Below are 22,173 nucleotides of genomic sequence, written 5' to 3' on the forward strand. Positions count from 1 at the left end.
TCGTATTCTCCCTTTTATCAGTCAGCCGCGTGCGCTGCAGGCGCCGCGCCATCCAGTTCTACGTACTGCTCACTTCCACCGGCGTAGTCATACGGCTCGCCCACCACCCGCAGAGGAACGGGGTAGTTGTGCTGAGGTGTCGGAGAGGGGATTTGCCATTCCGGTGAGCGAGACTGCCAGACGTTGCCCACAGCGACCTTGCCAAAGCGGGCACTGCGATACAGGTTGATGAAGAGAATAAGCACGGAGATTGCCACCATGAACCCTGCCAGGGTGATGATGATGTTGGGGATCTGGAAGCCCATGGCAGGGTCGTAATCGGCAATGCGGCGGCGCATGCCCAGCATTCCAATGCGCATTTGTCCCAGCGACATGACCATGAAGCCGATAAAGAGCAACCAGAACTGCCATTGTCCCAGTTTCTCGCTCATCTGCCGCCCGGTAATTTTGGGAAACCAGTAATACAGCGCCGCAAAGAAGGGGAAGATGTAGCCGCCAAACATGGTGGCGTGGAAATGACCCACCACATAATATGTATCGGTGAGGTGTAAGTCGGTAGATACGGTACCCAGCATGGGCCCGGTGATGCCGCCCAGCAGGAAGATGATGATGCTGCCCAGTATAAACAGCATGGGCACGCGCAGGCGGATGTTCCCCTGCCAGATGGTTGCCGTCCATGAGAAGAACTTTACGCCGGTAGGCACCGCCACCAGCAGAGTGCTGTACATAAAGGGCACACGCAGGTATTCCTCCATCCCTGCGGCGAACATGTGGTGCGCCCAAACCAGGAATCCCACCAGAGCAATTCCCAGCGAAGACATTGCCACCCATTTATAGCCAAACAGGGGTTTGCGCACGAATACCGGTAGCAGTTCGCTGATTACCCCCAGTCCGGGCAGGACAAAGATGTAAACAGCGGGGTGCGAGTAGAACCAGAACAGATGCTGGAAGAGAATGGGATTGCCGCCGTTGGAGGGTTCAAAGAAACCCATCCCCAGGAGGCGTTCAAACAGCACCAGTTGAAAGGATAAGCCAATTAACTGCGTGGCGGTGAGGGCAATAATGGATGTTGCCAGCACGCTCCATGCCAGAATGGGCATGCGGAACATGGACATGCCCGGGGTGCGCATACGCAGGATGGTGGCAATCAGATTGAGCGCGCCCAGGATAGAGGACCATCCCACTAACCACACCCCCAGAAAGAACATCTGCACACCCATTGGCCCGCGGATAGAGAGCGGCGGATAGCCCGTCCAGCCGGTTTCAAAGCCACCCAGCGCCAGGCTCCACACCAGAATTAACGCGCCGGGCACGGCTACCCAGAAGGAAAAGGCGTTCAAACGTGGAAACGCCATATCGCGTGCGCCAATCAGCAGGGGGATGATGTAGTTGGAGATGGCGGCAATCCCCATCAGGATGGAGGCAATCAGCACCATGCCGTGCAACCCGATCAGGGTATTGAACAGGTTAAACGAAAGGAATTGCAGTTGCGGCGCCAGCAGTTCGGTACGGAAGATCAGCCCAAACAGTCCGCCCAGCACCAGTAAGAACAGGGAGAGGAAACCATACTGCACGCCGATCACCTTGTGATCGTAGGAAAGCCCCCAGTAGCGTTTTCCTCCCTGCGGCTCTTCGATTTCTTCCGGCTCAGGGACGTTTTCGCCCTTTGCCATGCGGAACCAGTCGGTGAACGCGCCCAAAGCAATCAGAAAACCGATGGCGCCAAATGCCCCACCCACCACCCAGGCAGGTTCGGCGCGCAGACGGGCGCCTGAAAGCAACTGCAGAACGGTGACCAGACCGTACCCCAGCGCCATACCGAGAATCTGTCCAAAAATTCCCCGCACCAGTCCGTATTGGAATATCTTTCTCATAAAGCCTCCTCCTCTCGGTTATTTGAGAGACTTGATGTATGCGATGATGTCGCGAATCTGTTCATCGCTCAACTGGTCCGCATAGTTGCCAGGCATGGAGTTGGGATAGCCTTTGACCAGTTGGGATGCCGGGTTGACAATAGACGTGTAAAGATAGGCGTCATCGGAGATGAGCGTGGTTCCATCTGTCAGTTCCACAGTGTGCCCGTAAGCGCCTTTCCACGTTGGTCCCACCAGTTTGGTGCCATCCACCGAATGACAGGACAGACAGCCGCTCAGTTCTGCCCAGCGTTTGCCCCGCTCCACCGGGTCGGCGGTCACGGCATTGACTTTGCTGGACACCCAGGCGTCAAATTCCTGCTTGCTGACCACCACAACCGGGCGGTTCATGTTGGCGTGTGCACCACCGCACAGTTCTGCGCACATCACTGTGTAATTACCTTCTTTAATTGGAGTGATGCGCAGTTCTTTGACCAGATTTTCCCCCGGCAGAGCATCCTGTTTGACGCGGAACTCTGGCACCCAGAATGAGTGAATCACGTCCAGCGAAGTCAGTTTGAGCAATACCTGACGGTTGACGGGCAGAACCAGTTCGTTGGATTTGATTCCGTAAGCAGGGTATTCAAAAACCCAGTCCCATTGCCGGGCAATAACCTTTACTTCCATGGCTTGCGGGTCGGCAACGCGGGTCTCTGCCAGATTGCGTGCGCCGAAGAACGAGAAGATCAGTACGGTTGCCAGCGGAATGAGCGTCCAGATGATTTCCAGGGTATTGTTACCCTTCATGTTGGCGCCGGGTTGATCTTCCGTGCCGGGTTTACTGCGAAAGGCAAACAAACTGTAGCCGATAAAAACGGTGATTAAGGAAAACAACAGGGCAATCATGAAAAAGTGTGCGTTGAAGAGGCGATCAATGGCTTGCGCCTGTGTGGATGCCTGATCGGGAAGCAGGTTGATTCCCAACAGGGCAAAGTACATCAGCGCTGTTGCCACAATCACCAGCCCTCCGGCGATGAAGAGATGTCGGGTATTTCCCTTCATGGGATGACTCCTTTTGGATGGGGGATTGGATTGAAAATCGCTCAGCCATGCATCTGCCTGAGCAGGGGTAAGTGTCTTGCGGTCGTACACCACCACCGCGCCACTTTCACGGAGCGAAACCAGCATGACCTGCATGGGATGTTGCCCTGTGATGAAATGACTGAGGAATTCTTCGCGGTGAATGGTTTTATCGTCGTAATCCACAATGACCAGGTCCGGTTGCCAGCGGTCTAACTGTGCCAGGGTCTCTTCCATGCTGGAGGTGAGTAAAAACTCCACCGCTTCAAAGCGCTGGCGGTAAATTTGCTGAAGACCTTTTCCAAACAGCGGGTTCGCCGAGGCGATTAACACTTTACGAAAAAGGGGCGTTTGACGCATTCGGGCATCCTCCCCAGGTTGAAATCCGAGTAAAACCATCTTTATTCTAGATAAAAAGGCTCAGAATTTCATCCATCCTGCTACCTGAATACGGGTTAACCTGCCATAAAAAGAAGGGTGATTGTCTGAATCACCCTTCTTGAGTGTGTGAAAATTTCCTTCAAAGCATTACGGAGAAGTCACCCGCCACTCCAGCCGGGAGCGCGCCATCGGTGGAAAGCGGTCGCCCATCAGCGCAGCGGCATTGGGGAACAGGGCTTCCAGAAACAGAGTGGTTTCACCCTGTTTCCATACGGTGCGATGCAGCGCCCAGTCCCAGGTGGAGACTTGCCAGTTTGCCTGTTTGAGTATGGTATACATCATCAACAGGACAGCGCGGGCTTCGTAGGTGGTATAAAGAAATGTAGTGCTGGCTTGCTGGCGGCAGTTCAAAACGGTCTCTGGCTGGAAGAACAGCACCTTCAGGTTGTTGCAGTCCGGTGGTCCAGGAAAGAGACCTGGTATGGTCTGATCAGAAAGGGCGATGAAGATTCCCAGCGCCATTCGTCCGCGTGTCCCGGGCGGCAGTTCGGTTTTTCGTTGTGGATCTTCTATGCCGGGTTCAGGGTCATAGACCACCAGCAGGGTGTTATCCTTCTGGAACACACTTCCCTCAATCGCCCCCTCAACGGTATGCCATCCCTGCGCTTCACACCAGCGGTAGAAATCGCCGATGGCTTCCCTGTATGGCACACGGAAGGTAATCCAGATCATACCGCTTTGTTCTGTACAGTCCAGCACGTCGTTCAATCCCGACGCGGGCCGGGTGAGAATATCGCAGGAAACCATATCCTCTGGCGCCATGGGGGTATGCTCTGGAGTGGATGTGTGTGTTGGCGTAAGATAGAGGGGCTCGGATGGAATTGGGGTGGCTGGTGAAGGTGGAGCACTGCAGGCGCTCCATCCCGCCAGAAACAGCACCGTCCAGAAAATTCTTCGAATTTGGTTCATGTTTTCATGGTAATCAATATTGTTTTTTTTTCAAGCGGTTTTTGGGGTTGGGTCTTGACTTCTCCCTAAACTCTGTCATAATAGAACAAAATTTCTATAATTAAACCGGGATTCAATCAGCATGACGCGCATTCTTTTTCTCCCTGATCCCCATACCCTGCTCTGGCTGGAAGAAGGACAGCCTGCCGAAGCCATCCTTGAGGCGCTCCAGCGGGGAGAATGGATTCCGCCGGCGCCTTTCCATGAGTTGCCCTGTGCTGACCTGAGAGCCATGCAAATTGAGGATATGGTGCTGATCACCCGCGCGGAGCCGCGCGCGGTGGTGCAACCCTATCTCCCAAATCTCAGTCGTCGTCAAATGGAAGTGCTTAAGGGGCTGGCAGATGGGCTGACCACCCGCCAGATTGCGCACCGTTTACGCATTTCCACCCGCACGGTGTATCTGTACGTTGCCGATTTGAAACGCCGCTTTGATGCCGGAACCCGCGCTGAACTGGTGCGCCGCGCGATGATTGTCCTTTCCAGTTTACGCAGGTAAAAAAACTGTAAGGTCACAGACAACTGGCATTCCGTATAATCACAATGGATCAAATTCCACGGAGGTACAGAATGCCATGAATGGCGGGCAAAAAGTTTTTCGCGTGTTGCTGAGCCTGTTCATCCTGCTGGGATGGTTATTGTCCTTCTCCACACCAGCCAGGGCAGCGGTAGTGACTATCCGTTACGTGGTGGACAGGCTGGATGATACTCTGCCCCCGGATGACGCAAACGGCGAACCGGGGTGGTTGAATGCCTGCACAGAGGTACCGGGGGATTGCACACTCCGTTCTGCCATCATGCTGGTGAATGCCAACGCCTACGAACTTGCTTCCAGTGACCCCGACAACACCTATCAATTTGAAATCGTCTTTGATGAGGCACTTGCCTGTACAAGCGATACCCCCTGTGTCATTGCCGTTAATCCTGATCTGGCGGGGTCAGGGGAAGAACTGAATGCTCTCGGCGATTTCGATATCGGCGCGCGTATTCCCAATACCGGTGAGCCTTACCCGCTGACCCTGAGCCTTATGGGTAACCCGGCAGATCCGGCTTCGATTGTGCTCGATGCCTACCTCGATGAGTCTAATCCACGGGATCGCGTGCTGGATATCCATCCCTTAGCCACCGTTTCCATTTCTGATCTGACCTTGCAAAACGGCAAAGCGGGTGAGCACACCGATGGTGGCGGGGGCATTCGCAATCGGGGGAACTTAACCCTCAGGAATGTTGCAGTCATCAACAACAGGACTTCCGATGCAATCTCACAGGTTCCGGGTGGTTTTGGCGGCGGTCTTTATAACACCGGTACCCTCATGTTGCAGAATACGATCGTATCCGGCAACACAACCGGTAGAGGGAACGGCACGGGCAATCAGGGCGGGGATGGCGGTGGAATTTATAACGCCCGTGGGGCAACGCTGACCATTCAAGGTGGAGAGGTCAGCAATAACGCGACCGGCACTGGTGGAGATGGCTATGCCTCGGGGGCAGGGGGCGGATTGTACAATGATGGCACTGCCGTCCTGAACAATGTAAATTTTGTGGGAAATTCCACCGGCAACGGTGCGCCTCCTGGAGGGAGCGCCGGTTTAGGGGGAGCCATTTTCAACAATGCTCAATCTGTTCTCCGTCTGGAAAATGTGCTCTTCTCGCAAAACGCGACCGGCAATGGTGCGGCATCCATTGAGAGCAATGGGGGCAATGGCGGCTCGGGAGGTGCCATTGCCAATGCAGGCATCATTGACAAGATGGATAATGTGACCTTTTCTTACAACCAGACCGGCAACGGTGGGCAGAGCGTGAACTTCAACGGTGGACATGGCGGCAATGGCGGCGCTGTGTTCAACGCGGGCACGGCTGAGATTGGCAATGAGGACGCCGCCCCGCTGTATGTTCGCTTTAAAGAAAATAAAACCGGAAACGGCGGCGTGGCTGGCGTGGGCAATGGCGGCAACGGCGGCAACGGCGGTGCCATTTACAATGAAGGCAGGATCATCAGCCCGCTGATTGAATTGAACCCGGAATATCCTGTGTTTGAAGCCAATGCCACCGGTAATGGCGGAACGGGCGGTATCTACGGGGATGGAGGCAGTGGCGGGAATGGCGGCGCGCTGGCGAACGTGGGTACCCTTCAGATTCCCGGCGCACCTGCCCTCTGGGTCATGCAGAATGTCACTTTTCTGGGAAACTATACCGGTTACGGCGCCAAATGTGGTGGTGAAAGCGTGGGGGGCAACGGTGGTTCAGGCGGCGCCATTTATAACAGCGGCAATATCGGCATTTTGGTGAATGTCATCTTTGAAGCCAACAAGACTGGATTGGGCGCCTCCGATCTCTCTGGAAATTGCGGGGGCGGGAACGGCGGTTCGGGTGGTGCCATTGCCAATACCGGCACCGTCCAGGAAGTACGCTTTGCCAGTTTTGTCCGCAACGAAACCCGTGCGGGTGGATCATCGGTCAACCCGGGAAGAGGTGGTCATGGCGGCGCCATTTTCAATGCCGGTGAGGGCAGAATCGTGGCCATCCACTCCACGCTGGACGGCAACAAGACCGGTGCGGGAGGCACAAAAGTGGGCGGCGGTATTGCTGGATCGGGCGGGAATGGCGGGGCTGTCTATGCCGAAAATAAGAGCAATGTCTCGCTCAAGAATGCAACCATTACCGGGAATCAGGTAGGCGGGACAGGGAAAGGCGGCGGCGTGTACAATGCCTCAGGTTTGCAGACGCGCATTTTTGTGCAGAGTTCTGCTCTGGGATACAACAAGTTGTCAAGCCAGGTTCTCAACGACTGCCAGGATGACAGCAGCGGCAACCTGCGTTCGCTGGGATACAATGTGGTCCAGAGCATTGGCAACTGCAGTGAGTTTGCCGCACCGCTGGATCGCATCAACACCGACCCGCAACTGGGCACGCTCTCCACAGGGAAACCATACGTAAGGCTTCCGCTCACCGAGACCAGTCCCGTGGTGGATTTTGTCCCCCTCAGCGCCTGTGCCTATCCTTATCAGGACCAGCGCGGTTCCATCCGTCCGCGCGGGTGGGCGTGCGATGCCGGGGCGGTGGAGTTTGAGAGCAATTATCGCATTGCACTGCCCATGATTCGCAAACCATGAGGGCTATAACCGTTTCCAGATCTGGTAGAGGCTCAGGCGGTTTCCCAGACCATCTGAGGAAAAGGTCTCTTCGATGCTGAAACCGGCCTGTTCCGCCAGTTGTTGAAGTTCCTCGGGTGTAAATAAATGTACGTAGCGTAACCCTCCCTGTTCCGAACCGGCAGGGAGGGTTTCGCGCCAGTCCAGCAGGGTGTCGCCTGCCTCGAGGTCTTCATCCTGAAGTCCAACGGTTGCCCATGGCAGGCGGCGGCTCATCAGTTTGGGGCTGTGTTGAAACTGCCATTCCGAATGCACGAACCATCCGCCGGGCGGCAAGAGGGTGTGAACCCGCCCCAGCAGGGCAAGCCTCAGGTCGAATGAGGGGATGTGATGCAAAACGGCAAAGGCAAGGATACCGCGGAGTGGCACGTCTTTCACCGCCAGATGCCAGTCCGGGGCGGTCAGATCGCCGTGCAGGAAAGTTACCTGTTCTCCGGCGTGGAATGGACTCACTGCGCGGCGGGCTTCTTCCAGCAGAACAGTGCTGAAATCCATGCCGATGTAATGGCTGGTGCGCCCGCGTTGAAGCCATTCAACCGCCAGCGCGCCCGAACCGCACCCGAGATCCAGCCAGATGCCCTCGTCGGGCAGGCATTCCAGCACCCTCTTGACCCCGTTCTGCACCCGCCGCCGTGTGCGGGCAAAGGACTCGCCGAACTGCAGGTAAAAGGTGCGGTTGATCTCCCGCAACTTCTCAATCACATGATTCTCCATAATCTGAAAGGCATTATAAAACAAAGCCCCCAAAATTCCTCCATTTTCTGGTAAGATTCGCACCATGGATTTTGAAATCTGGCAGGAAACGCACGAACCTACCCCCGAACGGCAGGAAATTGCCCGCCGTGTGCTGGAGGATGTGCGCCGCGGCATGGATGTCGTGCGCGCTCTGCGCCGTCATCCCCTGCCCGAGGGCGGGTACCTGCCCAAATCCATTCTGGTGCAGACGTATCAACGTCTGGTGGAGCAAGGGGAATGGCAGGCAGATGCTCATTTCCTTGCCGCCATTCGCATGAAGCCGGTGCGCACCCTTTCCGGCGTCACCACCGTGACGGTGCTGACCAAGCCCTATCCCTGCCCGGGCAGGTGCATCTTCTGTCCCACGGATGTGCGCATGCCTAAAAGTTACCTGCCCGATGAACCCGGCGCCATGCGCGGTTTACAGAATGACTTCGATCCCTACCGGCAGGTTGCCAGCCGTCTGGAATCGCTGGAAGCCACCGGGCATCCCACCGATAAAATTGAACTGTTGATTCTGGGCGGTACATTTACCGCTTACCGGCGCGATTATCAGGAATGGTTCATTCGCCGTTGTTTTGATGCTCTGAATGAAAGGGAGTCTGCTACATTGGATGAAGCCCACCGCCTCAATGAGACGGCGCCGCACCGCAACGTGGGACTGGTAATTGAAACCCGCCCGGATGAGATCACCCCGCAGGAACTGGCGTGGCTCCGACGGTTAGGAGTGACTAAAGTGCAAATGGGCGTACAGTCACTGGATGATCGTATTCTGGCGCTCAATCAGCGCGGGCATACCGCTGCTGAAGCCCTGCAAGCCACTGCCCTTTTGCGGGCGGCGGGGTTTAAGATCGTTCTGCACTGGATGCCCAACCTGCTGGGTGCCACCCTGCAGAGTGACCGCGAGGACTTTGCCCGCCTGTGGACGCACGGCTACGCACCGGATGAGATCAAGATTTACCCCTGTCAACTGCTTCAAAATGCCGATCTGTACGCTTACTGGGAGCGCGGCGAGTATCAGCCTTACACCACGGAAGAATTGATTGACCTGATTGCCGATTTGAAGCCCACGGTACCGGAGTACTGCCGCATTAATCGCATCATCCGGGATATCCCCTCGACCAATGTGGTGGCGGGCAACCGCCGCACCAGTTTGCGCCAGGATGTGCTGGCGGAGGTCGCCCGCCGCGGGCAGCGCTGTCACTGCATCCGCTGTCGCGAAGTGCGCAATGAGCGCGTGGATCCCGTCACCCTTACCCTGCGCGACCTGACCTACACCGCTGCGCATGCCGAAGAACACTTTTTGCAGTTTGTCACACCAAACGACCGCATTGCCGGGTATTTGCGCCTCTCCCTGCCCCTGCCTGAAGCGCCCGATGTCACCGGAGAACTGCCCGACCTGAAAGGTGCCGCGTTGATTCGCGAAGTGCACGTGTACGGGCAATCCCTGCCGGTGGGTTTTGAACTGCCCGGTGCGGCACAGCATATCGGTTTGGGAACACAACTGCTCAACCGCGCCGCGGAGATTGCCCGCGCGCGCGGCTTCCGCCGCCTGGCGGTGATTGCCGCCATCGGCACGCGCCTGTATTACGAGTCGCGCAACTTTGAGCGCGGCGACCTGTATCTGATTCGAGAACTGTGAGCAACGATTTGAAAAAAAACCAAGCCCTCCGATGGGTACTGGAGGGCTTGGTTTTTTCATTCAGGGGTTATTCAGGAAAAATCTTCGGAAGTGCATCCGGCGCGTATTCAGCCACGGCGTCATAGGTGAGGGCGTTTTTCTGGCAGATGCTGGCATACAGATCCACGCTGGGACGGCGGATACGGCGCTGGGTTTCCACATCCAGCCCCCATAGACCAAAGCGCTGAGTCCAGCCGCGCTCCCATTCGAAATTGTCCACCAGCGTCCAGTGGAAATAGCCCTTGATCTGCCAGTTGAAGTTTGCCGCCCGCCATACCTGATGAATGTGCTCTGCCAGGTAACGCGGGCGCAGATGGTCATCGGCATCCTCCACACCGTTTTCGGTGACAATGATGGGCAGGTTGAAGCGTTTTGCCCATTTCAATGTCAGGTACATACCTTCCGGAAAATGGGCAATGAAGCCGGTATCGCTCAGTGGCGCATCGGGCGGGTAGAAGCGGTGGGCAAACATCTCCTGCGGGCGCAGCAGGTCAAAACGCACCAGGTCCACGGTGTAGTAATTGACGCCGACGAAATCCTGTGTTCCCTTGGCTTCGGGGATAGAGAGGGTGCGGGTGATGAGCCTTAATTTGCCATCCTGAAGTGCGTCGGGGAAGGCTTCATTGAAAAATTGCCCGGCAATTTTTGCCGGAAGCGCATCCAGCACTTTAAGCGGTCCGGCGGGCAACAACGGGCGGATTGCCAGTGCCAGTCCCACACGGGCTTCGCGCTGGATGGCGTGAATTTCACGGTATGCCAGCGCGTGACCGCGCACCAGATTTGCCATCACTCTCATTGCCGCTGAGAGGTCTTTCTTTCCGGGAGGGAACAGCCCTGCTACATAACCTTCGTAGGCGTACACGTTGGGTTCGTTGATGGTAATCCAGAAACTGGTGTACTCGTGAAAGGCTTCCATGCATTTGCGCACATAGCGTGCAAACAGCGCCGGGGTTTCCTCGTTTTCCCACCCACCCCGTTCTGCCAGCCAGAGCGGCAAACTGAAGTGATGGAAGGTAACCAGCGGCAGCAGGTTGCGGTCGCGCAAACCTCTCAGCATGTCGCGGTAGTGATCAATGGCGTCCTCATCCCAGCGGTCGGGGGTGGGCTGGACACGGCTCCACTCGATGGAGAAACGGTGGGCATTTTGTCCTGTCTCGGCAGCGCGGTCGAAGTCCTCGCGCCAGCGCCCGCCCCACCAGTCGCATGCCAGTCCGGAGCGGTGCCCGTGGATGATGCGTCCGGGTTGTTGCTCCCATGCCCACCAGTCGTTGTTCGTGTTGTTCCCCTCCACCTGATGGGAGGATGTGGCTGTGCCCCAGAGGAATCCATTGGGGAAGACAAAATCGGCTTTCGGCATTGTGGATCTCCTTTAGAGGGGTTCTTATCCTTATTATGACATGAGCAAAAACGAGTGTCAAACCGTTTCCGCTAAAACAACCTTCCATGCCCACCAATGCATTCAGGGGGGTTTTGTGGTAAACTAAAGCCGCTGAGAAAGGAGTTGCAGAATCGTCATGCCGCCTATTTATCCGTTTACTGCCATCGTTGGTCAGGAGCGCATGAAGCGTGCTCTGGTATTGAATGCGGTAGATCCGCGTATTGGCGGGGTGTTGATTCGCGGCGAGCGCGGCACGGCAAAATCTACCGCGGCGCGTGCCCTTGCGGCACTGCTGCCCAAAGTCAAAGTGGTCAGTGACTGCCGTTTTGGGTGCGATCCGGATGCTCCGGCAACCTGGTGTACTGAATGCCGCGAGCGCGCCGAACGCGGCGAATCCCTGCCGATGACGCTGCGGCAAATTCCTTTCATTAACCTGCCGGTTTCTGCTACTGAAGATCGCGTGGTTGGCACGCTGGACATTGAAGCCGCCATTCAGCGCGGTGAACGACATTTTGAGCCGGGTGTCCTTGCCGCCGCCAATCGCGGCTTGCTTTACATTGACGAAGTCAACCTGCTGGATGATCATGTGGTGGATGTTCTGCTGGATGCCGCGGCTATGGGCATGAACATTGTGGAGCGCGAAGGTATTTCTTTCAGCCATCCGGCGCGCTTCATTCTCGTGGGGACGATGAACCCTGAAGAAGGCGACCTGCGCCCTCAGTTGCTGGATCGCTTTGCTCTTTCGGTGGAAATCTACGGCATTCGCGATGCCCGCGAGCGCGTACTTATCATGGAGCGCAATCTCGCATTCGAAAAAGACCCCCTGGCTTTTGTCGCTTACTGGCAGCCCAAAGAGCAGGAACTTTCTCAGCAGATCGAACAGGCTCGCAAACTGCTCGATCAGGTTACCTATACCAGCCGTGACCTGCTTTCGATTGCTTCTCTCACTGCCTCTTTGCAGGTGGATGGTCACCGTCCCGATCTCGTCATTCTCAAAACTGCCCGCGCACACGCCGCCTTTGAAGGGCGCACGTCCATTACCGCGCGGGATATTGCCCTGGCGGCGGAACTGGCGCTCCCGCATCGCCTGAAGCGTTCTCCCTTCCAGCAAGCCTCGGCGACGATGGAGGAACTGGCGGAGCGCATTGAGCAGTTACAGGGCGGCGCTACCTCCGGCGAGCCGCGGGAACACCCCGGCGGCATGGAAGAAGAATCCGGGCAAAAAAAAACGTAACCGATGGGGAGACCGGGCAGGTTGAACAGCCCGATGCGACTCAGCAGGAACCATCCCGTCAGAACATCTTTGATCAGGGGAATACCCAGTGGTGGAACGGCGGTAAGCAGGTCAGTACCGGCGAGACTTTTGAGGCGCGCCGCCTCGATACCCCTTTAGATAAAATGATGCGCCGCCAGGCAGGTCGGCGTTCGCGCACCTATACGGACCGTAAACGCGGACGCTATATCCTTGCCCGCCCGGCAGGCAGACGCCGGGACGATCTGGCGTTCGACGCCACGCTGCGCACAGCGGCGCCTTTCCAGCGTCAGCGTGAGGAACTCAAAAAGCGCAACCGTGTGGCGTTTGCCGTGCGCCCCTCCGATTACATGCGCAAGGTGCGGGTGCGACGTGCCGCCAACCTCGTCCTCTTTCTGGTGGATGCTTCCTGGTCAATGGCGGTTGCCGAGCGTATGCAAGCCACCAAAGGCGCTATTTTGTCCCTGCTGAATGATGCTTACCAGCGCCGTGACCGTGTAGGCTTGATCACCTTCCAGCGCGACCGCGCCACCTTGATTCTCCCTCCGACCAACTCCGTGCAACTGGCAGAGCAAGCCCTGCGGGAGATTCCCGTTGGGGGCAAAACTCCCCTCTCGGCGGGATTGGATCTGGCATACAGCATCCTCAAACGCGAGAAGATGCTTCATCCCGATGTCCTGCCCCTGTTGATCGTCCTGACCGATGGAGCCGGTAACGTCTCTATGGGACATTTGCCGCCCCTGGAAGAAGCCCACTATCTGGCCGAGCGCATTGCCGAAGAACACGTCCATTCGGTGGTCATCAACATGGAACATGCCGCCTTTGATCAGGGGCTGGCGCAGGAACTTGCAGATCACCTCAAAGCCCCCTGCTACAACCTCACCGACCTGCGCGCCGAGAGTCTGTACTATACCGTGCGGCAGGAAATGCAATCCAGCCTCCTCAAAGGGCTGGAAGACAAACGCTGACCCGCTTCCCCTCCCTGTTTCCTGTCAAAGCGAGATTGCCAGTGCGGGTGAAGGCAAAATTCCCTTTTGGCTGAATTGTTTCCAAAAACCTCTTGACTTTGCAGTGTGATTTTGCTACACTGTTTATGCAATCGTTTGCGCAAAGGATTGCGCAATCCTTTTCCTGTCAGGTCTCCGCCCTATGCCCACCATCCATCAGGTTGCCGAACGCGCTGGAGTTTCTTCTACGACCGTTTCCCATGTGATCAACAATACCCGCTTCGTCTCACCGGAAACGCGGGAGCGGGTGTTGCGTGCCATGGAGGAACTGAATTACCGTCCCAACATCCTGGCGCGTTCCCTGCGGCGGGGCGAAACCCGCACCCTGGGCTTGATTCTCCCGGACAGCGCCAATCCCTTCTTTGCCGAAATTGCCCGTGCACTGGAGTTTGCTGCTTTCCGCGCCGGTTACAACGTCATTTTTGGTAACAGCGAAAACGATCTGGAAAAAGAACAGGTCTATATTGATGTCCTTGTTACCAAACAGGTGGATGGGCTGATTTTTGTCGCCACCGGTGACCGCAGTCAATCGCTGGAGAATCTGGTGCGTGGTGGCTTGCCGGTGGTGGTGGTGGATCGTCAGTTGTCTGCTCTGGAGGTGGATACTGTCCTTACCGATAATCTGCAGGGAGGTTTGCTGGCAACTCGCTATCTGCTTTCTCGAGGTCATCGTCGGATTGGTTGTATTACCGGTCCATCCCATCTGACTCCCAGTGCTCAACGGGTGATTGGCTACCGCCAGGCTTTGCAGGAAGCGGGTGTGGCGGTGGATGAAGACCTGATCGTACGAGGAGATTTTCATCCCCGTTCAGGGTACGAAGCCGGGAAAGTTCTGCTGGAACAGCGTCCTTTGCCAACCGCCATCTTTGCCTGCAACGACATGATGGCAATTGGTGCCCTGCGCGCGCTGGCAGAAGCCGGTTTGCGTGTGCCGGAGGATTGTTCCATCGTCGGTTATGACGATATTGAACTGGCGACCTATGCCGTTCCTCCCCTGACGACCATCCGGCAGGACAAGATAGCCATTGCTGAAGCCGCCCTGCGGATGGCGCTGGAGCGAATTAACCAGTCCGATCTGCCCGCCCGCTGTGAGACCCTGCCGGTTGAACTGGTGGAGCGGCAATCTGTGCGGAGGATTGCATGAGTGGAATCATTGTCATCGTGGGAAGTTTGAACATGGATCTGGTGGTGCGTGCTCCGCGCCACCCTCTTCCTGGTGAGACCCTCATCGGGAGCAGTTTTCAGACCTTTCCCGGTGGGAAAGGTGCCAATCAGGCTGTGGCTGCGGCGCGTTTGGGCGCTCAGGTGCGCATGATTGGACGGGTGGGGCAGGATGCCTTTGGCGATGCCCTGCTGGCAACCGTTCAGCGCGATGGCGTGGATACCACCTTTATCCGCCGGGATCCGCAAGCCCCTACTGGTGTGGCGCTCATCACCCTGGATGCCGCCGGGCAAAATACTATTGTGGTGGCGTCGGGCGCTAACGGCAACGTCTCTGCTGAAGATGTTCTTCAGTCTGTGCCGGCATTTGAAGGGGCAGATGTCCTGCTGGTGCAACTGGAGTGTCCGCTGGATGCTGTGCAAACTGCCGTTCAGCAGGCACATCAAGCCGGTATGAAGGTGGTGCTGAATCCTGCTCCGGCACGTCCGCTCCCGCCGGATTTGCTCCGCCAGGTGGATTACCTCATTCCCAATCAACATGAACTCACCCTGCTGGCAGGGGGCATTGCCGACCGCGAGCAAGCCATCCGCACCATCCAGGCGCTGGGAGTGCCGAATGTGGTGGTGACCCTGGGTGATGAAGGCGCTCTGCTGGCGCTGGGCGAGGATCGCCTCTTCCTGCCTGCTTATCGTGTGGAAGTTATGGATACCGTTGCCGCTGGCGATGCCTTTGCGGGAGCCTTTGCGCTGGCGCTGGCAGAAGGGAAGTCACCGGTGGAAGCCGCCCGGTGGGGCAACGCCGCCGGTGCCATTGCTGTGACCCGTCCCGGTGCGCAGCCATCTATGCCCACCCGTCAGGAACTGGAACAATTTTTGAAGGAGAGGAACAGCCGATGAAGAAAACTGCCCTGCTCAACACTGCCCTTTCTGAGGTCATCGCCACGCTTGGACATGGCGATATGCTGGTGATTGGCGATGCTGGTTTGCCCATTCCCGCTGAAACGTACCGCATTGACCTTGCGCTCACCCGCAACATTCCCCCGTTCATCGAAACGGTACGCGCCGTGCTGACAGAGATGCAGGTGGAAAAGGTCATTGTTGCAAAGGAAACCGGAGAGGTCAGCCCGCAGGTCCTGGCAGAGTTGAAACGTCTGCTTCCCAATACGCCTTTCATCGAGGTGAGCCATGAGGAACTGAAGCGCCTCACGCGGGATGCCCGGGCGGTGGTGCGCACGGGAGAATTTACCCCCTACGCCAATGTCATCCTGGTTTCGGGCGTGGTTTTCTAGCCCCTGGAGTGCCCCTGCATGAGCCAGACGAGATCTTCCCACCTTGCCACCTTTGACCGCCGCGCTTTCTTTCAGCGTTTCGGGCTGGTATTTTCCTTCCTGTTGCTGATGATTGTCCTTTCCGCGCTTTCGGAGCGCTTTCTCACCCCATCCAACCTGATGAATGTGCTGCGCCAGGCGACCATCAACGGCATTGTCAGTGTGGGTATGACCATTGTCATCCTTACCGGTGGAATAGACCTTTCGGTTGGCTCGGTGCTGGCGCTTTCGGTCACGGTTGGGGCTTCTCTGATGAAACAGGGTCAGCCGGTGGCTTGGGCGGTAGGAGTGGCTCTGGGAACTGGCACCCTGCTGGGAGTGGTCAACGGGTTGATGATTACCCGTGCCAAAATTCCCCCGTTTATTGCCACGCTGGGCATGCTTACGGTGGCACGCGGTTTGACTCTGCTGTACACGCAGGGACAGCCCATCACTGGTTTGCCGGCGGAGTTCCGCTGGATTGGTACAGGGGTGGTGGCGGGCATTCCCATGCCGGTGATTCTCTCGCTGGCAGTTTTTGCGCTCGGATGGATTTTCCTCACCCGCACCAAATACGGCGCGCAAATTTATCTGCTGGGCGATAACCCCACCGCTGCCCGTCTGGCGGGGGTGCCGACCGATCGCATGACCGTGCTGGTATATGCCATTTCCGGTTTTTGCGCCGCTCTGGCTGGGCTGGTGCTGGTTGCCCGTCTGGACTCGGCGCAGCCCATCATCGGGCAGGGGTATGAGTTCAACGCCATTGCTGCGGTGGTGGTGGGCGGAACCAGTTTTTCTGGTGGCGAAGGCGGGCTGGCGGGTACCCTGCTGGGCGCTTTGCTCATCGAGACTCTGAACAACGGTCTCAATCTTTTGAATGTTTCCCCGCTGTGGGAACAGGTCGTCAAGGGTGTTGTCATCGCGCTGGCGCTGTTGTTGTACAAGGTCTTCAGCCCGCCCTCGAAATGAATGGGCTGGAAAGGAGGTTGATGGAGGAAAAGAGAAGGGTTCAATCTGTTCCAAATGTTTGTATCTCGGTTCAAAATCTACTTTTCAACGTTCTCACACTTTAGGAGGAGAAACATGAAACGGTCCATTATCTATTTGCTTCTGGCATTCGTGCTTGTTCTGGCGGCGTGCACCCCGGCAGCGCAGACTGCCACACAGGCGCCCCAGCAGGGTGGAGAAATCACCCTCGGGCTGGTCATTTCGACCCTGAATAACCCCTTCTTCGTCACCCTGCGGGATGGCGCGCAGAAAGCCGCCGATGCTGCGGGCGTTAAACTCATCGTGGTGGATGCTCAGGATGACTCCGCCAAGATGACCGCGGGCATTGAAGACCTCATCAACAAGAAGGTTTCGGCTCTGCTCATCAACCCCACCGACTCGGACGCTGTTGTCCCTGCCATCCAGAAAGCCAATGAAGCCGGCATCCCCGTCTTCACCGTGGATCGTGGATCCAATGGCGGCACGGTAGTCAGCCACATTGCTTCGGATAACGTGGCGGGCGGTAAGATGGCGGCGGAATTCCTCTGCAAAGCCATTGGCGGCAAAGGGAATGTGGTGGAACTTCAGGGCATTGCCGGCACTTCTGCTGCCCGCGACCGCGGACAGGGCTTTAACGAGTACATGTCCGCGTCCTGCAAGGATGCCAAAATCGTTGCTCAGCAGACCGCCGATTTCAACCGCGACAAGGGCTTGAAGGTCTTCGAGAACATCCTGCAGGCTCAACCGGAGATCGCTGGCGTGTTTGCACACAACGATGAGATGATCCTCGGCGCCATTCAGGCGGCTGAGGCGGCGGGACGCACTGGCATCGTCTTTGTGGGCTTTGATGCCATTGATGACGCTGTGCAGGCAGTGAAGGATGGCAAACTTGCCGCCACGGTGGCGCAGCAGCCCGCTTTGATGGGGCAGATGGCAGTGGAAACCGCTGTCAAATACCTGAAGGGCGAGAAGGTGGATGCTTCCATCCCCGTACCGCTCAATCTGGTCACCAAAGACACAGTGAAATAGTCTTCTGACACCCGGATGGGGGTGGCAATAACATTGCCGCCCCCATCCCTCTCGCATGAGGGAGTATGACCGAAATCGCCATTCCACGCCTGAAACTTGAGCATATCTATAAATCCTTCCCCGGTGTACAAGCCGTGAGTGATGTCAGCCTGAATGTGTACGGGCATCAGATTCTGGCGCTGGTGGGAGAAAACGGCGCTGGAAAATCCACCCTGATGAACATTGTCAACGGGGTGGTGCCGTTGGATTCGGGCAAGATTTATCTGGATGGGCAACTGGTGTCTATTCCATCGCCCCGTCGGGCGCTGGAACTGGGCATCACCATGATTCACCAGGAACTGGCGCTGATCCCCGAACTCACAGTGGGGCAGAACATTTTTCTCGGGCGCGAACCACGGCGCTGGGGAATTGGCGTGGATTGGAAACGGCTGTACGCTCAGGCACAGCGCGAACTGGATCGGCTGGGAATTGAGGTTTCAGCGCAGGCAACCATTGCCGATTTGAGCATTGCCCAGCGGCAACTGGTGGAAATTGCCAAAGCCCTTTCCTACAATGCCCGCCTGATTGCCCTGGACGAGCCTACCAGTTCGCTCACTTCGCGGGAAACGGATACCCTCTTCCGACTGGTACGTTCCCTGCGCGAAGAAGGTGTAGCGCTGATTTACATCTCCCATCGTCTTGAAGAGGTGTTTGAACTGGCAGACCGAATTGCTGTAATGCGAGATGGGCATCTGGTGGCGGTGGGGAATGCCAGCGAATTTACCCCCGCTGAGGTGGTTCGTCTGATGGTGGGGCGCGAACTGGCGGAGTTTTTCCCAAAAGTTCCTGCAAAACGGGGAGAGCCTGTTCTCAAAGCCGTGAATTTGAAAGCCGGACGAGAGGTGCGCGGGGTCAGTCTGGAACTGCATCGCGGCGAGATTGTCGGACTGGCGGGACTGGTAGGTTCCGGACGCACCAATGTTGCCCGTCTGCTGTTTGGCGCCGACCGTCTTGAAGGAGGGGAGATCTGGTTTGAGGGCAGACAGGTACACCTGCGCTCTCCTCAGGATGCCATTCGCCTGGGGATTGGTCTGGTGCCGGAAGACCGTAAAGCCCAGGGGTTGTTTGCCGGTCAAAGTGTGCGTTACAATGCCGGTGCCGGTCTGATTCAGCGCCTTTCCCGCTGGGGCTTTATCCGTTTTCAGGCAGTCAACCGGATTGTTCGTGAACTGGTGGAACGTCTGCGCGTGCGCACCCCGCATTTGAATCAAAAAGTGCGCAACCTCTCAGGCGGGAATCAGCAAAAAGTGATCATTGCCCGCTGGCTCGGCTTGAATCCCAGGGTCTTAATTCTCGATGAACCCACCCGTGGCGTGGATGTGGGTGCGAAAGCCGAAATCCATGCACTGATGAGCGAACTGGCTGCTCAGGGTATGGCGATTCTGATGATCTCTTCCGAGTTGCCGGAAATCCTGGGGGTGAGCGATCGCATCCTGGTGATGCGCGAGGGGCGCATCGTGGCGGAATTGTCCCGCGAAGAAGCCACCCAGGATCGCATCATGCAAGCCGCTACCGGTCAATTATGATGGGGAGGAACTCATGCTGAACGGAAACCATTCATCTTCCTTCATTAGCTTTTTGCGCCGCACCAGCACCTACCTGATTTTGCTGGTCATTCTGGTGTGGTTCGCTTTGCTCTCCCCGGAGTTTTTGACCGTAGGCAATCTGCTGACCATTGCCCTGCAAACGTCTCTGGTTGCGCTGGTTGCCATTGGTATGACTCTGACCATTATTACCGGTGGGATTGACCTCTCTGTTGGTTCGGTTGCCGCTTTGAGCGGCGCACTGGCGGCAGGGCTGGCAACGCGCGGTGGGCTGGGAACATACCCCGGCTTGCTGATTGGCTTGCTAACCGGTCTGGGCATGGGGTTTCTGAACGGGGCGATGATCGTCTGGGGACGCATTCCTCCCTTTGTAGCCACGCTGGCGAGCATGGCAATTGCCCGCGGGCTCACGCTGGTGTACACCCAGGGGCGTCCCATTGCCGGGCTGGATAAAACTTTTACCTTCTGGGGTGGGCAGGGAGCACTGGGCATCCCTGTACCGGTATGGGTGCTGATTGTGGTGGCGTTTCTGGCGTATTTCCTGCTCAAGCACACCCCGCTGGGGTTGCACATTTACGCTGTTGGCGGAGGCGAGGAAACCACCCGCCTGGCAGGCGTTAATGTGGGGCTGGTCAAGTTCAGCGTGTACCTGATCAGCGGGTTGTGCGCTGCGCTGAGCGGGTTGATTCTCACTGCGCGTCTCTGGTCGGCACAGCCCAATATCGGCGTGGGGCTGGAACTGGATGCCATTGCCGCCGCAGTGCTGGGCGGTACCAGTCTTGCCGGTGGGGTGGGCGGTATTCCCGGCACTCTCGCCGGAGCCTTTATCATTGGTGTTTTGTCGAACGGCTTGAATCTGCTGGAGATGCCCTCGTACAATCAGCAGGTCGTTAAAGGGATGGTCTTCATTCTGGCAGTGATGCTGGATTACTTCATTAAACAGCGGCAGGCCAAACCAAAGGGAAACCCTGCAGACTAAACTGGCAGAATCCATACACTGCGTATAGGTAAAAATTCCAGTTTTTTTCTTTCCCAAAAAACTTGTCACATCTTCCCGCTGATGTTATGATGAAGGGAAGCGGGATAACCTATGGGAGAATACGAAAATCACCTCGACCGGCGACGTTCTGAAATTCGCACCGTCTTGATTGTCATTATTGTGGCGGCTTTTGCCTGCTACTGTGTTGGGCTCAGCATCTTGCAGGTCAATGCCTGGATCAATCGCCCAACGGTTACGCCAACCGCCACCCCTACCGTAACCGAAACTCCTGCGGCAACCGGTACTCCTCCAGAGGCTTCTCCAACCCTCATTACCCTGACCGCGACAGCCACCGGTACTCCAACTCTGACCCCTTCCTTTACCCCCACTTTCTTCACCTTTACGCCGACTGTGACTTCTACGCCCACCCAAACCCCTCAACCGCCTACGGCAACCCATACACCGGTGCCTCCTACACCGACCGATACCGAGACTCCGGTGCCTCCTACATCAACCCCCTGATCGAAGACGCCTATGACCGAAATTAAAGACTTTCTCAAGACATTAATTTCCCTGCCGGGACTTTCTGGCTATGAAGAGCCGGTGCGAGAGGTCATCTCTCGTGAATGGCAACCGCTGGTGGATGAACTCAGCGTGAGCCGGTTGGGCAGTTTACATGCCCTCAAACGCGGCATCTCCCCCGAACCGCGCCCGCGCATTTTGCTCGCCGCACACATGGATGCCATTGGGATGATGGTCACCCGCATTACCCCGGAAGGGTTGATCGCCTTTACCGAAGTGGGTGGACTGGATCCGCGCATCCTGCCCGCTCAGCCGGTGCGGGTGTTCGGCAAAGAGCCGCTGCGCGGCGTAATCGTCCAGCCTTCTGACCGGCTGCTTCCCCCTTCGCAAAAAGGTAAACCGGTGGAGATGAAGCATTTGCTCATTGATACGGGCTTGCCTGCGGAGGAAGTGCGCCGTCTGGTGAAAATTGGCGATCCTGTTGCTTTCGATACCGAACCTCTCGAACTGCCCGATGAATTGATTTGCGGACATACCCTCGACAATCGCGCTTCGGTTGCCGCGCTGACGGTCTGTCTGCAAACGCTCCGGCGGGCAACCCACGACTGGGATGTGTATGCGGTTGCCACGGCACAGGAAGAAGAGACCCTGGGCGGCGGGTTGACCTCGCCGTTCGAAATTCGTCCCACCCTGGCGATTGCCATTGATGTCACCTTTGCCAAAGGACCGGGCGTCAATGACTACCGCGGCAAGACCCTGGACGGCGGTGTGGTGCTGGGCTGGGGTCCGCAGTCGCATCCGCGTGTTTTTGATGACCTGAAGGCGCTGGCAGAGCATCTGGATATTCCCTTTGAGATTGAGGTGTACCCGCGCGCTTCCGGCACCGATGCCTACGCCATGCAAATTGTGGCAGAGGGTATTCCCACCATGGTGGTGAGCATCCCCCTGCGGTACATGCATACGCCGGTTGAGGTGGTCTCGCTCAACGATATCCGGCGGGTGGGCAGATTGCTGGCGGAGTATATTCTGCGATTGACCCCTGAAGATGTCCAGAAGATTACATGGGAGGAGGCATAAC

The 22,173-nt window shown here is 57.0% G+C and carries 19 protein-coding genes; 14 read left to right on the forward strand and 5 right to left on the reverse strand.

Annotated features, from left to right (window positions below):
- Positions 1–17: 17 nt before the first annotated feature.
- The 3 genes from LHF31_RS04465 to LHF31_RS04475 all read right to left on the reverse strand — a co-directional run bounded on the left by LHF31_RS04465 (position 18) and on the right by LHF31_RS04475 (position 4,283).
- Positions 18–1,874 (reverse strand): cbb3-type cytochrome c oxidase subunit I, encoded by a 1,857-nt coding sequence (locus tag LHF31_RS04465; protein ID WP_298005022.1) that lies wholly within the window; start codon positions 1,872–1,874, stop codon positions 18–20.
- Positions 1,875–1,892: 18 nt separating this feature from the next.
- On the reverse strand, positions 1,893–3,293 hold the full coding sequence (gene coxB, locus LHF31_RS04470; protein ID WP_298005024.1) for a cytochrome c oxidase subunit II: 1,401 nt from the start codon (positions 3,291–3,293) through the stop codon (positions 1,893–1,895).
- A gap of 168 nt (positions 3,294–3,461) precedes the next feature.
- Positions 3,462–4,283 carry a hypothetical protein gene (locus tag LHF31_RS04475; RefSeq protein ID WP_298005025.1) on the reverse strand — a complete coding sequence of 274 codons (822 nt, stop codon included), beginning with the start codon at positions 4,281–4,283 and terminating at the stop codon, positions 3,462–3,464.
- Between the two features lie 121 nt (positions 4,284–4,404).
- On the opposite strand from LHF31_RS04475, the gene LHF31_RS04480 reads away from it, so the two are divergent.
- Both LHF31_RS04480 and LHF31_RS04485 read left to right on the forward strand, forming a co-directional pair.
- The gene (locus LHF31_RS04480; protein WP_298005027.1) at positions 4,405–4,821 is read left to right on the forward strand and encodes a LuxR C-terminal-related transcriptional regulator; all 417 of its coding nucleotides are present in this window, start codon (positions 4,405–4,407) and stop codon (positions 4,819–4,821) included.
- 76 nt (positions 4,822–4,897) lie between these two features.
- Positions 4,898–7,435, forward strand: coding sequence for a choice-of-anchor Q domain-containing protein (locus tag LHF31_RS04485; protein ID WP_298005029.1), 2,538 nt, complete (start codon positions 4,898–4,900; stop codon positions 7,433–7,435).
- A 3-nt stretch (positions 7,436–7,438) separates the two neighbouring features.
- Here the strand turns inward: LHF31_RS04485 and LHF31_RS04490 are convergent, their stop codons facing one another.
- Positions 7,439–8,176, reverse strand: coding sequence for a trans-aconitate 2-methyltransferase (locus LHF31_RS04490; RefSeq protein ID WP_298005031.1), 738 nt, complete (start codon positions 8,174–8,176; stop codon positions 7,439–7,441).
- A 76-nt stretch (positions 8,177–8,252) separates the two neighbouring features.
- On the opposite strand from LHF31_RS04490, the gene LHF31_RS04495 reads away from it, so the two are divergent.
- Positions 8,253–9,851, forward strand: coding sequence for an elongator complex protein 3 (locus tag LHF31_RS04495; RefSeq protein WP_298005033.1), 1,599 nt, complete (start codon positions 8,253–8,255; stop codon positions 9,849–9,851).
- Between the two features lie 67 nt (positions 9,852–9,918).
- Here the strand turns inward: LHF31_RS04495 and LHF31_RS04500 are convergent, their stop codons facing one another.
- On the reverse strand, positions 9,919–11,247 hold the full coding sequence (locus LHF31_RS04500; RefSeq protein ID WP_298005036.1) for a glycoside hydrolase family 1 protein: 1,329 nt from the start codon (positions 11,245–11,247) through the stop codon (positions 9,919–9,921).
- A gap of 157 nt (positions 11,248–11,404) precedes the next feature.
- Between LHF31_RS04500 and LHF31_RS04505 the strand changes: the two genes are divergently transcribed.
- The 11 genes from LHF31_RS04505 to LHF31_RS04555 all read left to right on the forward strand — a co-directional run bounded on the left by LHF31_RS04505 (position 11,405) and on the right by LHF31_RS04555 (position 22,172).
- Positions 11,405–12,502: an ATP-binding protein gene (locus tag LHF31_RS04505; protein ID WP_298005038.1), complete on the forward strand. Its 1,098-nt coding sequence runs from the start codon at positions 11,405–11,407 to the stop codon at positions 12,500–12,502.
- A 164-nt stretch (positions 12,503–12,666) separates the two neighbouring features.
- Entirely contained in the window at positions 12,667–13,488 is an 822-nt protein-coding gene (locus LHF31_RS04510; RefSeq protein ID WP_298005039.1) for a VWA domain-containing protein, read from the forward strand.
- A 181-nt stretch (positions 13,489–13,669) separates the two neighbouring features.
- Positions 13,670–14,671 (forward strand): LacI family DNA-binding transcriptional regulator, encoded by a 1,002-nt coding sequence (locus LHF31_RS04515; RefSeq protein WP_298005041.1) that lies wholly within the window; start codon positions 13,670–13,672, stop codon positions 14,669–14,671.
- Positions 14,668–15,585 (forward strand): ribokinase, encoded by a 918-nt coding sequence (gene rbsK / locus LHF31_RS04520; RefSeq protein WP_298005044.1) that lies wholly within the window; start codon positions 14,668–14,670, stop codon positions 15,583–15,585. Before LHF31_RS04515 ends, rbsK begins: the two co-directional genes overlap by 4 nt.
- Entirely contained in the window at positions 15,582–15,977 is a 396-nt protein-coding gene (gene rbsD / locus LHF31_RS04525) for a D-ribose pyranase (protein ID WP_303773668.1), read from the forward strand. The genes rbsK and rbsD overlap by 4 nt, the downstream gene beginning before the upstream one ends.
- Before the next feature lie 18 nt (positions 15,978–15,995).
- The gene (locus tag LHF31_RS04530; protein ID WP_298005050.1) at positions 15,996–16,964 is read left to right on the forward strand and encodes an ABC transporter permease; all 969 of its coding nucleotides are present in this window, start codon (positions 15,996–15,998) and stop codon (positions 16,962–16,964) included.
- 114 nt (positions 16,965–17,078) lie between these two features.
- The gene (gene rbsB / locus LHF31_RS04535; RefSeq protein ID WP_303773671.1) at positions 17,079–18,011 is read left to right on the forward strand and encodes a ribose ABC transporter substrate-binding protein RbsB; all 933 of its coding nucleotides are present in this window, start codon (positions 17,079–17,081) and stop codon (positions 18,009–18,011) included.
- A gap of 65 nt (positions 18,012–18,076) precedes the next feature.
- Entirely contained in the window at positions 18,077–19,576 is a 1,500-nt protein-coding gene (locus LHF31_RS04540) for a sugar ABC transporter ATP-binding protein (protein WP_298005056.1), read from the forward strand.
- A 13-nt stretch (positions 19,577–19,589) separates the two neighbouring features.
- Positions 19,590–20,573, forward strand: a complete 984-nt coding sequence (locus LHF31_RS04545) for an ABC transporter permease (RefSeq protein ID WP_298005060.1) — start codon at positions 19,590–19,592, stop codon at positions 20,571–20,573.
- 111 nt (positions 20,574–20,684) lie between these two features.
- A complete protein-coding gene (locus LHF31_RS04550) occupies positions 20,685–21,095 on the forward strand; it encodes a hypothetical protein (RefSeq protein ID WP_298005063.1) in 411 nt (136 codons plus the stop codon).
- Positions 21,096–21,107: 12 nt separating this feature from the next.
- Positions 21,108–22,172: a M42 family metallopeptidase gene (locus LHF31_RS04555; RefSeq protein ID WP_298005066.1), complete on the forward strand. Its 1,065-nt coding sequence runs from the start codon at positions 21,108–21,110 to the stop codon at positions 22,170–22,172.
- Position 22,173 lies beyond the last annotated feature (1 nt).

It is taken from the genome of Anaerolinea thermophila, from assembly GCF_020723905.1.
GTDB lineage: Bacteria > Chloroflexota > Anaerolineae > Anaerolineales > Anaerolineaceae > Anaerolinea > Anaerolinea thermophila_A.